At 41.5% G+C, this 14461-nt stretch carries 13 protein-coding genes and 2 pseudogenes; 8 read left to right on the forward strand and 7 right to left on the reverse strand.

All coding sequences use genetic code 11. The features are described 5' to 3' along the window. Positions 1-14 precede the first annotated feature (14 nt). Positions 15-983: an AvaI/BsoBI family type II restriction endonuclease gene (locus ABWT76_RS27670; RefSeq protein ID WP_054467601.1), complete on the forward strand. Its 969-nt coding sequence runs from the start codon at positions 15-17 to the stop codon at positions 981-983. Between the two features lie 79 nt (positions 984-1062). On the opposite strand, the gene ABWT76_RS27675 is transcribed toward ABWT76_RS27670, so the two are convergent. From ABWT76_RS27675 to ABWT76_RS27695, 5 genes and pseudogenes are all read right to left on the reverse strand, one after another. Next, on the reverse strand, positions 1063-1554 hold the full coding sequence (locus tag ABWT76_RS27675; protein WP_242049887.1) for a hypothetical protein: 492 nt from the start codon (positions 1552-1554) through the stop codon (positions 1063-1065). A gap of 217 nt (positions 1555-1771) precedes the next feature. Next, the gene (locus ABWT76_RS27680) at positions 1772-1927 is read right to left on the reverse strand and encodes a hypothetical protein (protein WP_354635270.1); all 156 of its coding nucleotides are present in this window, start codon (positions 1925-1927) and stop codon (positions 1772-1774) included. An 81-nt stretch (positions 1928-2008) separates the two neighbouring features. Continuing rightward, positions 2009-2293 (reverse strand): hypothetical protein, encoded by a 285-nt coding sequence (locus tag ABWT76_RS27685; protein ID WP_231636843.1) that lies wholly within the window; start codon positions 2291-2293, stop codon positions 2009-2011. Positions 2294-2450: 157 nt separating this feature from the next. After that, positions 2451-2801, reverse strand: a complete 351-nt coding sequence (locus tag ABWT76_RS27690; protein ID WP_190878284.1) for a hypothetical protein — start codon at positions 2799-2801, stop codon at positions 2451-2453. 19 nt (positions 2802-2820) lie between these two features. Next, positions 2821-3990 (reverse strand): annotated as a pseudogene (locus tag ABWT76_RS27695) (ISAzo13 family transposase). Positions 3991-4140: 150 nt separating this feature from the next. On the opposite strand from ABWT76_RS27695, the pseudogene ABWT76_RS27700 reads away from it, so the two are divergent. Next, a pseudogene (locus tag ABWT76_RS27700) lies at positions 4141-4515 on the forward strand (HNH endonuclease); the annotation flags it as partial. Positions 4516-4645: 130 nt separating this feature from the next. Beyond that, complete coding sequence (locus tag ABWT76_RS27705; protein ID WP_190878282.1) at positions 4646-4984, forward strand: XisI protein; 339 nt, start codon at positions 4646-4648, stop codon at positions 4982-4984. Positions 4985-5144: 160 nt separating this feature from the next. Here the strand turns inward: ABWT76_RS27705 and htpG are convergent, their stop codons facing one another. Then, positions 5145-7130 (reverse strand): molecular chaperone HtpG, encoded by a 1986-nt coding sequence (gene htpG / locus ABWT76_RS27710; RefSeq protein WP_054467607.1) that lies wholly within the window; start codon positions 7128-7130, stop codon positions 5145-5147. 73 nt (positions 7131-7203) lie between these two features. On the opposite strand from htpG, the gene ABWT76_RS27715 reads away from it, so the two are divergent. From ABWT76_RS27715 to ABWT76_RS27735, 5 genes are all read left to right on the forward strand, one after another. Then, entirely contained in the window at positions 7204-7326 is a 123-nt protein-coding gene (locus ABWT76_RS27715; protein ID WP_255353220.1) for a hypothetical protein, read from the forward strand. Between the two features lie 179 nt (positions 7327-7505). Next, positions 7506-8984, forward strand: a complete 1479-nt coding sequence (locus ABWT76_RS27720) for an MBOAT family protein (protein ID WP_054467609.1) — start codon at positions 7506-7508, stop codon at positions 8982-8984. 5 nt (positions 8985-8989) lie between these two features. Continuing rightward, on the forward strand, positions 8990-10177 hold the full coding sequence (locus ABWT76_RS27725) for a hypothetical protein (protein WP_054467611.1): 1188 nt from the start codon (positions 8990-8992) through the stop codon (positions 10175-10177). Between the two features lie 36 nt (positions 10178-10213). After that, entirely contained in the window at positions 10214-11488 is a 1275-nt protein-coding gene (locus tag ABWT76_RS27730; RefSeq protein WP_054467613.1) for an oligogalacturonate lyase family protein, read from the forward strand. Positions 11489-11536: 48 nt separating this feature from the next. Next, complete coding sequence (locus tag ABWT76_RS27735; protein WP_354635271.1) at positions 11537-13081, forward strand: sialate O-acetylesterase; 1545 nt, start codon at positions 11537-11539, stop codon at positions 13079-13081. 58 nt (positions 13082-13139) lie between these two features. On the opposite strand, the gene ABWT76_RS27740 is transcribed toward ABWT76_RS27735, so the two are convergent. Then, complete coding sequence (locus ABWT76_RS27740; RefSeq protein ID WP_054467642.1) at positions 13140-14390, reverse strand: glycosyltransferase family 4 protein; 1251 nt, start codon at positions 14388-14390, stop codon at positions 13140-13142. Between the last annotated feature and the right edge of the window lie 71 nt (positions 14391-14461).

A 14461-nucleotide genomic window follows, 5' to 3' on the forward strand; every position in this document is an offset into this window, starting at 1 on the left:
ATTAATTTAAATCTATGAGCGCTTATCTTAACCATCTGAAATCTAGTGACGATCTGGTGACAACTTATGAAGCCACCCGTGCCGGATTTGTAGCCCTTGCCCTGGAGAGAAATCGACAGGCTGCACCTTATATTGCCGAAGCAAAAGCACTTCAAGCAGCGGCAAGTCAAGCTGTCAGTGCGGCTGATTTGCTCAAGATTAAGGATATTGAGGTGGGATTGTTAACAGCGGCAGGACTATCTCAAAAATCTCTTAATTATTTGACTCCAGAAGATAAAATTGATGCAATCAATGGGCTGATTCAGAATTTTCTTGAGCCAGCAGCGGCAAATTTTGTGGAGGAATTGGTGTTTAGATTTCTCCTGACTCGTGGTGACACCCTTGGTGGTTCAATGCGTAATATCGGTGGAGCATTAGCACAAAGAAAGTTAACCCGTGCTATCCTTTCGACTCTGAAAATTGCAGGTCGTCAATATTCTTGGCAAGATTCCAGGACTAAACAATGGATAGCCATGACCAATGATGATATAGAAATTGAGTTATCTTTACGCGGGATAAACTGGCAGAGTGAAGGAGAGAATCGCACCCTAATTTATAATCTGAAGGTGCCATTAGTCAGGAGCAATGTGGATCTATGTTTATTTAATCTTCCCCCGACCGAACTGGTAGTGAATAAATCCAGTAAAATTCAGCCATCTGAAACTGCACCATCTATCATCGCTTTGGGTGAACTAAAAGGAGGCATAGATCCAGCCGGAGCAGATGAGCATTGGAAAACAGCACAAGCCGCACTAAATCGGATTCGGGAAGCATTTTCTAAAGTTGGCTATTTTCCTAATACTTTCTTTGTCGGATCGGCAGTAGCAAAAAGGATGGCCGATGAAATTTGGCATCAACTGGAGGAGGGGACGCTCACTAATGCGGCTAACCTGAATCAAGAGAATCAAGTTGCATCGATCGCTCGTTGGCTATGCAATTTATAACTGGGGGCAACCCCAGGAGAAACCGGGTTTCTGTGCAGAAACCCGGTTTCTGGCTTGATTATGATGCGGCTAATTCTCATCAATTTTGGCAAAAATTTCTGACATATTCTTGCATCACGGGAGATAGTTGAAATAAAAGCCGTTCGCGGTTAATTTTCCTGACTAAATAACGCTGTTGTAAAGATTGCAACCCATTCATTAAGTCCATTGAAGATAAGTCTAAACGTTGCCTAAGTTCTTCTCTGGATAAAGCTTGGTCTTGACTCAAGGCTAAAATAAGTTGCTGTTCGCTGGGGGAAAGTCGGTTAAATAGCTGCTGCAAAGCAACCTGCATTTCTTTGGTGATGACCAAAGTATTCTCGTCTAAAAACTCAGCTACATGACCGGCAAAAATATTTTTAATTAAAATCGCAATACTTTTTAAATCAGCGGGATTTCCTTGATATAAATTAAGCAGCGAAGTCCAGCTATCTTCATCTTGTAATCCTGTATGGTTGAGGATTTCTACCCCATCTAATCTTGATAACTCTAGGCATTTAATGGGATATAACTCTTCGTCTAAGCATTCCATTTCCGCAGATTTTTCTTGACTGATTAAAATTAAATGACTTTGATGGTCACGTCCGGCGATCGCTTTAAAAAAGTTTTGATAATCTTGATATTCTGGTTGATATTGTCCGGCAAATTAACCAGGGATAAATAGATTTTGCACATCATTCATCCAGGATGATTAAACACCGTTTTTCCGCGAACAGGGCAAATAATTGTTTGAGGCGATCGCTCATAGTTTATTTTGGTTCTTGATGACAAACTTGCAATAAATCATTGACCAAGACATCCAAAGATTCGGGAAATTTTAAGTTTCGCCAAATGATGATTTCAAATCGATCTAAGGTGCGATTCCGCGAAGCGGATCCGGAAAGGGAATCGACCAATCTTTTCACCAGAGTAGTTTTGCCAATTCCCGATAATCCTAATACGGCGATTAAACGAGTATTTTGATTAATTAACCAGTCGGATAGGGTTTAGAGTTCCGTATCTCTGCGATAAAAATGAATAATTTTCGGGGCTAAGGTTAAATCGATTTTTTGGGATTTATCTTCATTTTTTGGTTCTTGTTCTTGAGATGGATAAGGATATGAACAAAATTTAAAATTATGGCTGCTTTGTATATTAATAAATTGTGATGATTTTAATTCTAACCTTTCAAAAGTTGATCGAAAATTATTTTTTTTAACATCCTCACCCAATGCTTCTGATAAGATTTGCCATAGTTTATAACCCACATCTCTAACATAGCGCTCACTCAAGTGAGATATACGGGCAATTTCCTCATAAGTTGTACTTTCCTAAACTCCCTTAATCACTGTTTATCCACGGTTGCTAAATCTCCTAAAAAAAGTGGAGAGCAGCACCTCCGACTCCAATCGGTAGCGGTTGCCTTCAACTTTCCACGGTGATTATACTTTATTTCTTAGGATAGATTTCATCCATCAATGATTGCCAGATAAGTTCTGTCATCCGCGCCGCTGTCCGCTGAATCGCTAGTTTCTTCCATTTTTTCTGAGTGTCTTCTTCTTCTTTTGGTAAGTAACTTTCTACAGAAATAGACCGCTCGATCGCTGCTTTCATGTCAGCCAATATTTGATAATCTATTATCTCCTTGAATGGCTTGTCTAAGGCTGCTTTGGCTTTTTTGATTGCTTGTTTTCGTTCGCGTTCGGCGATCGCACGTGGATCGGTATTCCACCGATGTACCAGGCTTTTGTAGTAGGAAAGCACCAAGTCTTGCTGCTTTGTCGTGCAGTAAGGAGTCATGTAAAAATAAGTTGGTCAATTATGCCTCGACTCGGGGCTTAATGATATAGTTCCATTCACCCCGAAAAGAGTGGAGCGAAATCACAATAGAATTAAACTCTTGGTCGGTCACTTTGATTCCTGTTTCGTAGCGACTTTCATCTAAGTTGGCTTGCACTTCTAATCCTTCCAAGGTCGTTGTATTTTTAATTAAATTAATCAGGACTTGCAAGCTTGTTATTGGTCTGCCCCGCCAATTTTGAGTCAGATGACAGAATCAGCGATGCTCAATTTTATTCCATTTACTGGTTCCCGGAGGAAAATTACAGACTTGAATCGGTTTCTGAATTTCGTCGGCCAACTCTTGGAGTTTTAACTTCCAGAGTCTCGACCGATAGCTATTACTTCCTCCACAATCTGCTGTAATCATTATCTTTTGACTATGGGGATAACAATCTTTTCCCATTGACTGCCACCAATGACGAATTGATTCCACCGCAAATTCCGCTGTATCATGGTCAATTCCCACATTGACCCATCCTTTATTCTGGGTTAAATCATAAATCCCATAAGGAATAGCTTTACCCAAATTTGGGTCTACAAAGTCATGCCTTCGGACTTCAATAGGCGGCGCCTTAAGCGTCCACTCTTTTCCTTCGTTTTTAAAGTCTCCAATTAATTCTTTTTTCTTGGTATCAACAGAGATTACGGGTTCGTTGGCGGCTTGAAAACTTTTGACTTCTGAATAAATATGTAAAAATTGCTCATCTCTATCTTGACAAGATGAGCCATCCCGAGTTTTCCGATTTGATTGTAAGCTATAGCCTAGATGTTCTAGTAAATTATAAACGCTTTTTGGACTGATTCTATGTCCCCCACCATTTAGCTCTTTGGCCAGTTTGGCTACACTGTTACAAGTCCATTTTAGCGGAGACTCCGGGTCTCCCAATGTCATAGGTTCTATCAAGGATTCCAAATCTGATAGCAGCATTCCATCTTTTTCTTCTAGTAATTTACGTCCACCCCCCTGACGACGGATCCGAGGAAGCTCTTTTTCTGATGGAGTGCCCGAAGATTCAGACAGTTCGCGGATTCCGGAATTTATTGTCGTCCGGGATAGTCCAGTTGCCTTGGCAGTAAGTGTTACACCTCCCCATCCCAAAGACAAGGCTTCACAAGCTGCCCAAATCCTTCGTGTTTTTTCATTCAAATAAGGTGATAATGACTAATATTTATCTTTAATGCTTTAATGCTTTTGAGGGTTTCGTTATCCACAATCATCAGGCTCGCGGTAGCGCTACTTCTTGATTATCCCACTTCCGGTCTAATTGGTCAACTTATTTTTACACGACTCCTAACGCTATGGAAACACGCGGATGTCGAAATTAAATGACACACCTTAGTCAACCCTGACAAATCCCCTTATGACGGAGATTGGGTTTATTGGAGTACCAGGCGAGGACAAGACATTGAACCCCCTACAAGAGTGGCAAAACTGTTGAAAAAACAGAAGGGCAAATGCCCATATTGCGGGCAATACTTCACAAGCAGCGACCCGTGAGAAGTAGACCACATCATACCTAGAAGCTTAGGTGGAAAGGATGAATACAAAAACCTGCAATTGCTTCACGCTCATTGTCACGACTTAAAGTCAAGATATGACGGAAGCGCCCAAGGGCGGAGGAAGAACTACCACTCTGGTAGACGTACCTGTGTAAAAGGTCAATTTAGGTAGGAGCCTAGTGCCGTGAAAGTGGCACGCTGGGTTCTGAATGGGAGGTGGGGAGAACGATTTCCCCATCGACCCCTAATAAATATGAAGTTATCCTGTTAATTGTTGATATTGAAAAATAAGAAGTCAGAAAATGGACAAATTAACCGATTATCAAAATTTTCTTAAAAAAATCTTAAATGAGTATGAAATAATCTCAGCACAAGTCCCCGATCCTGATATAGATGAGGTCTTAATGTTTGACGATCAAATGAGTGAATATTTTTGGTTTAATATTGGCTGGAAAAATAAGCGACGAGTTAAGGCAATTTTTGTTTATGTTCGCCTTAAAAATGAGAAAATTTACATTGAGGAAGATTGGACAGAGGAGGGAATTAGTGAGTTGTTAAGGGAGGGAGTGCCGTCCAAGGATATTGTGTTAGCGTTCCATGATCCTGAGAGTCGGAAGTTTACGGATTTTGCGATTGCTTGAGTCAGGTTGGTAAGGCGATCGCTATAGTTGTTTTATCTGGATCGATCGCCAATAAACCGGGTTTCTCTGGTGGGCCGATCGCATGACTTTGGCCTGCCAAAAAGAAACCCGGTTTCTAGGAAGTTTTGGGAAATAACTTATTTAGAGTTATTTATTAGACTTATTTAGTGGCGCGATCGGTTAAAGTGGTGAGCACTTGGTTAGAACGCTGGACAAAGGCTTTCATCCCATCAGCATCAAAGCCTTTTTGGGCCATTAAAGCCAGGTCATAAACGTGCTGACAAATCATATTTGCCAGTTCCCCAGAGGGAGAAGTGCCATCAGGCCCAATAATGGTGCCACTGCTGAGTTGAGCCAGATTTTTGATTAAGGGGTGGGCAGTATTTACTAATAAAATATGTTCTTCGGGGAATTTGGCGACTTCTTGGGACATGAGGGCACTCATATCTTGAATTCGGCGCATGAATTCCGGTAAGAGTACCATTGCCGGAGGACTGCCTTGGGGGTCGGAGGATTTGAGGGCTTCGGTACGAATATTTACCTTGGGTTTGTTCAGCGCTTTTTCAAAGATTTCTTTGATTTGTTCGCTGCGGGTTTTGTTGGTGGTGGGGTCAACAATTTCTTTTTCTTGGTCTTTGTCCAAGAGTTTGTCGTCAATTTCCGAGTCTACCCGTGAGAATTTAACATCGGTGTGTTCCCGTTCTAGGAAGGAAATAAAGTGGGTGTCGATGAAGGAGTCCATAATTAGGACTTCTAAGCCTTGACTCTTATGGAGTTGAATGTAGGTGGCTTGTTGGGCTTCATCGGTGGCATAGAACACCCGGTTTTCATGGCGTTCTTTGTTGCGGTCTAGGTAGTCTTGGAGAGTGGTGTAAGAGCCCCATTGAGTCCCCCCTTTGCTATTTTTTGGGGTGACATCTTGCCAAACGTCTCCCGCTTCGGACTGGACTTCCACTGCTGGGGTTTCCGGTTCGGCTTTACTCAGGTCAGCGGTGGTGCGGAAGATGACGATATCGTTGACTTGTTTTTTGAATTTGTCGTCGTTGAGGCAGCCAAATTTGACGAAGGTGCCAATGTCTTGCCAGCAACGAACATATTCGTTCCAGTCTTGTTTGTAGAATTCGTTGAGGCGATCGCCTACTTTTTTGGCGACAAAATCGGCAATCTTGCGGACGGTGCGATCAACTTGTAAGGCGCTACGGGAAACGTTCAGAGGAATATCCGGGCTGTCAATCACCCCGCGCATAGGCAGCAAGAATTTGGGAATAATTTCCTCAACGTGCTCGCTGACAAAGACGTGATTGCAGTAGAGTTTAATTTCCCCTTTGGTGACATCCACATCAGGGCGCAGTTTGGGGAAATAGAGAATGCCGTTAATGTCAAACGGATAGTCAGTTTTGAGATGTACCCACAGCAGAGGTTCATCTTGGAACGGATAAAGATAACGATAGAATTCCAGATAGTCTTCTTTGGTCAGGTTGTTGGGAGACTCTCGCCAAGGGGACTTTTGTTTGTTGATCGCTTCCCCGTCGAGTTTGATGGGTACGGGCATAAAGTCACAGTAGGTTTTCACCAACTGTTTGATTCGAGAAGCTTCAGTGTATTCTTTTTCTTCGTCGAGCAGGTGTAGGGTGATGGTGGTGCCGCGAGTGGTGCGGGTGGAATCTTCCAAGGTGAAGGAGGGAGAACCGTCACAAGACCAGTGAACCGCTTGGGCGCCTTCTTGATAAGACAGGGTATCGATTTCTACTTTGCTAGAAACCATGAAGGATGAGTAAAAACCCAGCCCGAAGTGACCGATGATTTGTTCTCCGGCAGATTTGTATTTTTCTAGAAATTCCTCGGCGCTGGAGAAGGCGACTTGGTTAATGTATTTTTTCACCTCGTCAGCGGTCATGCCAATGCCGTTGTCGGAAATGGAGAGGGTGTTTTTGCTGCTGTCGAGTTCGATGGTGATTTCCGGTTCGCCTACGTCCCCCTTGAATTCGTCGCTGAAGGACACCATTTTCATTTTGGTGATGGCGTCTACGGCGTTGGACATCAGTTCCCGAAAGAAGACTTCGTGACCAGAGTAGAGGGACTTCTTGATGATCGGGAAGATGTTCTCGGTATGGATCGTAATGTTGCCCTGTTCGAGTACGGCCATAGTTATCTCTCGCTGATTGATCTGTTATGTTATTGTAGGGTGCGTTAGCAAAGCGTAACGCACCGTTAATTGATTGTGGGCGATCTCTACCCTAGGATGGATCGCGGATAGCCCCCCGCTAGGGATGCGGATTTCCCTACACGCGACGATTAGATTTCGGGGCGATCGGGCCAATTACTATGGCGATCGCGCTTAAGTCCCTTCTCCAGAACTGCGAGAATCTCGGAAAACTTACTGCCCGCCGCCCGCCATTTACGCCTTGCATCCCATGACTCTTACACCCCATGACTAGAGAAACCGATCAAAAAAATCGTGAAATCGTTAATCGGACTCGGCAAGTGATGTCATTGCCCAATATTCAGCTATGAGGTCATCGTGTTATTTAACTCTTATGTTTTTATTTTAGGTTTTTTACCGATTACCCTGATGATTTTTTTCGGCTTGCTGCGGTTTGGTCATCGTCAATTTGCTCTCCTCTGGATGACTCTAGCTTCTTTATTTTTTTATGGCTATTGGAATCCTGCCTATTTACCTTTATTACTGATTTCAATTGGGGGAAATTATTGGTTTGGCTGGGAAATTAATCGCGGTGAACCGAAAAGTACCAAGTCCCGAAATTTGTTAATTTTAGGGATAGCTTTTAACTTGGTAATTTTGGGTTATTATAAATATGCCAACTTTTTTGTCAATTCTTTGAATCAAATTTGGTCAACCGATTGGCAATTGCCCACAATTATTCTGCCCCTGGCGATTTCTTTTTATAGTTTTACCCAAATTGCTTACCTAGTGGATGCATATCGTGGGGAAACCCAGGATTCTGATTATGATTTAATCACCTATACCTTATTTGTGACGTTTTACCCCCAACTGATTGCCGGGCCAATTTTGCGCCATGATGAGCTGATTCCCCAATTGCGCGATCGCCAGAAAGTTTTCTTCTCTGAGGCGAAGTTTGCCCAAGGTTTAACCTTATTTATTTTAGGACTTGCCAAAAAGGTTTTAATTGCGGATAATTTATCTCCTTGGGTTTCCTTAGTTTTTGACAATGCCAATGATGTCGGTTTCCTAGAAGCTTGGGTCGGGGCGTTAGCTTATACCTTTCAGCTTTACTTTGATTTTTCTGGTTACTCTGATATGGCGATCGGGTTAGCATGGATGGTGAATATCGATCTGCCATTAAATTTTAACTCTCCCTATAAATCTACCTCAATTATTGAATTTTGGCGGCGTTGGCATATTACCTTATCAAATTTTCTCAGAGATTATCTTTATATTTTCCTCGGTGGCAATCGCAAAGGGGAAATTCGGCGGTATATTAATCTCATTATTACCATGTTACTGGGAGGACTATGGCATGGGGCAGGCTGGACTTTTGTCTTGTGGGGTGGAATGCATGGGTTTTATTTGGCGATTAACCAAGCATGGCGCAAATTGGGAATATTTTTGCCCAAAATAGTGGCATGGATGATTACTTTTTTGGCTGTGGTCTTTAGTTGGGTATTATTTAGGGCTAGTAGTATTAGTGATGCAGTAGAAATGTTTAAGGCAATGACGGGAATTAAACCAATTGAAATGCCCCTTGCCTATCAAGGTTTTTTGGGGTGGTTATCGTTATTGGGCGGAAAATTTGAGCCGTGGAATAACTTTACTTACTTACCCGAAAATTTAGGAAATAATTATATCTTATTGATTCTGTTAGGATTAATGTTAGCAGTTATTTGGTTGCCGAACAACCAGGCAATTATGGATTGGTTTAAACCTCGGTTGTGGGTTGCTTGCTTAACAAGTTTGTTGGCGCTTTTTTGTTTGCTTTCTCTGAATCGTGTTTCGGAATTTCTTTACTTTCAGTTTTGATCAGAATGAAGCTTTATCAAACCTATCAAAAATATAATTTAATTTTATTTGTTTGTCTATTATCTCAGATATTAGCGATTGTGTCTTTTAATGTGATCGTAGATCCTTATGTAGTTTTTAATAGTCCAAAAATTGTCGGTTTCAATAAAGTCAAAAAGGAAACCCATAGTCATGCTAGACTTTTTAAAGCAATGGAAGCAATTCGTGTCCGTCCGCAAACCGTGTTTCTGGGGTTTTCGAGAACTGAGTTTGGGTTAGATCCAGCCCATCCGGCTTTTCGCGATCGCCAGCCCGCGTATAATTTGGCGCTTCCCGGCGCCAATATGTATGAAGCAAGACGTTATTTTGACCATGCAATTTACCTGAACCCCGACCTAAATTTAGTGGTCATTGGGGTTGATTTTATGATGTTTACGACTTTCGATGAGATTAAACCCGATTTTAAAGAAGAGCGATTAGAAACAAAAAATATTGTCGCGACAGATTTACTGGATGTCTTATTTTCCCTTGATGCGGTTTTTGGCAGTTTAAAAACAATTAAAGCCAATATCCTCTCTCCCAATGATGTAGGTTTTTATTATCCAAACGGTCTGAGGGAGCCAGAATTTTTTAAAAAACATATTTTCGGGGGAATTTCTAATCAAGGCAGATTTAAAAAATTTTTGCAAGAAGACTTGGCATCCTTAAGGAAAAGTATGAATAATTACCAACCTATCATCTCAACAGCATATTTAAATGACCTAAAGAAAGTTGTGGAGATTTGTCGCGAAAAAAATATCAAAATAAAACTTTTTATCTCTCCAGTTCATGTCAGTCTTTGGGAATCTCGGCGTTTGCTCAATGTTTGGCCTAGCTTTGAAGAATGGAAACGAGAATTAGTCAAAATTGCTCCGGTTTGGGATTTTTCGGGATATAACAGTATCACCACTGAACCAATTGGTCAAGAAGACATGAAAAATTACATCGATCCTTCTCATTATACCAAGGAAGTAGGAGATTTAATATTGAATAGAATGTTTGACGTGAATCAGGAGACTGTCCCGCAAGATTTTGGGGTGTTGGTGACTGATAAAAATATTGAAGAACACTTAAAACAGATCGAACGGCAAAGAGCAAAATGGATCCAAGAAGATCCAGAAATGTTAAAATATGTGGAAACATTTGTACCACCGGAAGATTGGAGCCAAAAATGATAGTAATTCTAATTTTCACTAGAGGAGTTGGCAGTGATGAAACCGAGTTATCCTCCCGAATTTAAAAAGTTCGTCGATCCAAACACAAATCACACGGTGATTCAATGGACAAATTCAACGGCTAAAGACCAGCATTTCTATTTCACCACTTATAGTATTACCCAAGACGATCGCTGGTTAGTATTTATTTCAGAACGAGATGGACATCCGAATTTATATGCGATCGCCCGTTCTTCTGGGGAAATTTATCAACTGACTCATAACCAAAATGGGTTAATCAGAAGTTATGTCTATCCTCAAGGAGGACTTAAGGGATTAAGTAAAACATCTCCTTGTCTAGATCCGATTAATAACCGAGTCTATTGGACTCAGGATGATATCTTATTTTCTATTGAATTAGATACCGGAAATAAACGGGTTATTTGTCATTTACCCGAATATTGGTGGACGGCTTATAATCATATTTATCCTGATGGAAAATTACTCTGCGTTCCAGTCACCCAACCCGAAGCATTTCCTGATGGAATTGTTGACCAATGGGAACAACTGCAAACCATACCAAAACGGATGGTTGAACAAGGATTTGTAACTCGATTATATCGCATTGATGCGAATACTGGAACAGCAGAAATTTGGGCAAAAGTTCCATTTTGGGTGACTCATGTTCAGTTCGATCCCCTTGGCAGTGGTCGGTTAATTTTTAACCGAGAAGGACATGGAGAATACACCACACCTAGAATCTGGTGTTTAGAACCCAATGGCAATTATCGCCCGTTATTTGACCAACCGAAAAATACTCTCTGCACTCACGAAAACTGGTCGCCTACAGGAGAATTTATTGTTTACCACGGTTGGAATTCTCAAGGCCCTTTTTTGGCTGCCAGAACTTGGGAGGGAGACTTAGTTCATCAAATCCCTATGCCGAATTTTTCTCTCGGTCATGTCACCAGTACCCTCGATAGTCGTCACTTTATTATTGATGGGATGGATGGGTTTGTCACCCTGGCTGAACCCATAATCGGCCAAGAAAAAAATCCGCTGAACCAGTGGTTAAATAAAATATCTTGGCTGTTACGTCGGCAAAAGGTTCAAGCATTATGGCCAGGAATGATTTCTCGTCTGGAAAAACAAGTCACGGATATGTATGTTCGGCGACTGTTAAAGATAACTCACTTGTGCAAGCATGATACCGATCCGTCGTTAAAAGACCAAGATGCTCATGTCCATGCGGCGATCGCCCCTCACGGACGCAGTATTGTCTTTACCTCAGACCGCGAGGGAACTTGTAATGTTTATGAGGTAATTTTATAAGCAATTTTTGGCGAAATCTTGTCAATCAATCAATCAGGAGTGTCAACCTTGAAAAACATTCGCCGCTATTGGCAGAATTTAATCATTCTGATTGTGTGCCTAATGGTTCCAGGAAATGCCCAGGCAAAACCAATTCATGTTTTTATTTTGGCTGGTCAATCTAATGCCGTAGGCAGTGGCACCATTGGATCTTATTTATCTCAACCGGATGCGATTAATCGGTATAGTCGGGATCTTAGCAGCCAACCTGACATCGAATTTTTCTATGAAATATCCTTAAATGAAGAATGTTTTTTCCTTGACACCCCAGTTGTCTATAATTCTGCTGGCAATTGGGTGCCATTAGGTCTTCAGCAAGCCGCTCCCTATACCAGTGGCCCATTTTGTAATCCTTTCTATAATGCACCGACTCTGGCCAATGGTTTTGGCCCTGAAATTACCTTGGGTCGGTGGTTGGCTGACAATGAATCCATACCAGTGGCGATCGTTAAATTTGCCGTCGGTGCCACTTTATTAGGCGATCCCGTGAGGGGATGGATGCCCGGAGGTAAACTGCATCAGCATTTATTAGCAGTTCTGGACAATGCTACGGCGGCTTTAACTGCCCGTGGAGATAGCTTTGAAATTCGGGGAGTTTTTTGGATGCAGGGAGAATCCGATGCCACCGATAAATATCATAAGCAAGTTTATTTGACCTACGAAGAAAACCTCACGAACCTAAAGAAATCCCTGCGAGACTATGCTAAAAATTCATTTTTACCATTTGTGATTGGGGAAATTTCTCCCCATGTGGGTTCCCAGGCAAAATATGAGTATTTTGTGCGAAATTCTCAGTTTAATGTGGCCTTAAATGACCCATTTACTATCGTAGTAAATACCAGCGATCTAGAAAAAACCCCCAAAGACGAAATTCATTATAGTTCCCAAGGACAATTAGACCTGGGTCAACGGTTTGCCCAGGCTTATTTTTATTTAACCCAAGATTTCCCCAAGACCCCAGAAAAAGTTGCGATCGCCTTTGATTGGTCTACGGAGTCTGCTGGATTCGATCTAGCGAATTTCTTTGGGGTTGAGGTGGGAAAACCTTTGGCCGGAACCGGAATATTATCCTACTATCCTAAAACCCCTTACTATAGCTGGATTGGAGATTATCCAGGAGCCATAGAATTCAGCTTAAGCAATGATCAAAAAACCCTGGAATTTAAATCACAAATCGATCAGACTCGTGAACCTAGCGATCGCGGTTTAGACTTGCGGTTAGCGGAACAGAAAGAAGATGGTAGTTTATTGTATAAAGCCTTTGGTAGATTTTTATGGCCTGAATTAAATAGGGCTGAAATTCAAACGGAAGTAGAACTCACTTTTGAGCAGTTTAATCCTGAATTTGCCTGTAGCCAAAATCGGGGAAATTCTGGGCTTTTGCTCCTGCCCCCTGCGGAATGTTTTCTCAGTCCAGGAGGCACAAATTATCAGGCAAATCTTCAAGTTTTCGTTAGCATTCTCACCTATCCCAAAGTCCCTACTGACTGCCCAAATTGTCAGCCAAATTCTCAGCAAACTTTGTTAAAGCTGGCTAATTTAAAGCTAATTTAAAACAGAGATATTTACCACAAAGACACAGAGAACACAAAGATCAGATATATCTATTATTCTAACCTAGAATATCTTGATATAAATTGATATAAGCCCGAGCTAAAATTTCCATCGTAAATTTCTGCTCAACGGTTTTTATAGCGCATTGGGAAAGCGATCGCCTGCGGTTTTCATCCTGCAAAACCCAAGTAATTCCTGCGGCTAAATCATCCTCACTAAAACATTTCGCCCGATAGCCATTTTGTTGATGATCGACAATTTCTTTTAAGCCGCTGCTATCAAAACAAACCACTGGAGTGCCACAAGCTAAAGACTCAATCGGCGTTTTCGGACAAGCATCGAGATAGGAAGGAACAATCATCACATCTGCTGCGGCATAAACTAAGGCTAAAGTTAAATCATCATTTAACCGTCCTAGATAAGTCGTTTTCATGCCCAAATTCGGGCGATCGCGAGGTTCTGAAGCTCCAAATATCACTAATTCTGTATCAGCGGCTAAATCACTTTCGGCAAATTTTTTAATCGCAGAACTCAAATATTCAAAACCTTTGCGGCGATCGCTCGTTGCTCTGATTGCCCCAAATAAAATCAACTTACGATTCTCTGGTAAATTCAGCAATTGTCTCGCTAACTTTTTATCTCTGGGCTGAAAAGTTAACGTATTAATCGCATTATAAATAACTTCTATTCGGGAATCTTTAAACAAACTACTTTGTCTCGTACAGTCTGCCAACCACTGACTAACCGCTACAATCGTCATATTTAAATCATTAAACGATTTTTGTTTTCGGTGCCAAAGCTTTCGAGATAAATCGTGTTCTTTTCCCGACCCTAAATGAGGACATAACCCACAATTCACTTGATAGCGAGTGCAGTCCTCCGTATAATGGCAGCCTCCCGTGAACCCCCACATATCCCGAAATGTCCAGACAATTGGTTTTTCAATTTTAGCAATAGTTTCGGGATTCAAGAAAGATTTACCAATCCAATGGATATTCACAATATCTGGGTTAATCGATTTAACTTTAGACAAGATATTTTGGGAATACCAAGCGGGAGAAAACAATTCTTTTTTTTGATTTTTATATTGTTTCAGCGGCCATTCATCAATATATTCACCAATATCTCTGCGGAGTTTCTCCGATATCGTCCTATACTGACTGCCCATCACCGTATAATCGTCACTCAACTTATGACCCACCAGCATCATAGAATTCACACCTGCTTTTAAGAGAGACTGGTGCATCCAATAAGCCCCACGAGAAGCCCCTCCTTCAATATCCCAAGTATTCAAATGTAATATTTTCATTATCATTATGAACTATAGACAAAAAACCTGTACCAAGCTGCCCTCGTTCGGGAATCCATCTTTTTAAGCAT

Source organism: Planktothricoides raciborskii GIHE-MW2, assembly GCF_040564635.1.
Taxonomy (GTDB): domain Bacteria; phylum Cyanobacteriota; class Cyanobacteriia; order Cyanobacteriales; family Laspinemataceae; genus Planktothricoides; species Planktothricoides raciborskii.

Bases quoted from the DNA above. Each gene is read 5' to 3' on its own strand.
- ABWT76_RS27740 (WP_054467642.1), bottom strand. From the start codon at position 14,390: ATGAAAATATTACATTTGAATACTTGGGATATTGAAGGAGGGGCTTCT.
- ABWT76_RS27730 (WP_054467613.1), top strand. From the start codon at position 10,214: ATGAAACCGAGTTATCCTCCCGAATTTAAAAAGTTCGTCGATCCAAAC.
- ABWT76_RS27675 (WP_242049887.1), bottom strand. From the start codon at position 1,554: ATGGAATGCTTAGACGAAGAGTTATATCCCATTAAATGCCTAGAGTTA.
- htpG (WP_054467607.1), bottom strand. From the start codon at position 7,130: ATGGCCGTACTCGAACAGGGCAACATTACGATCCATACCGAGAACATC.
- ABWT76_RS27725 (WP_054467611.1), top strand. From the start codon at position 8,990: ATGAAGCTTTATCAAACCTATCAAAAATATAATTTAATTTTATTTGTT.
- ABWT76_RS27705 (WP_190878282.1), top strand. From the start codon at position 4,646: ATGGACAAATTAACCGATTATCAAAATTTTCTTAAAAAAATCTTAAAT.
- ABWT76_RS27690 (WP_190878284.1), bottom strand. From the start codon at position 2,801: ATGACTCCTTACTGCACGACAAAGCAGCAAGACTTGGTGCTTTCCTAC.
- ABWT76_RS27670 (WP_054467601.1), top strand. From the start codon at position 15: ATGAGCGCTTATCTTAACCATCTGAAATCTAGTGACGATCTGGTGACA.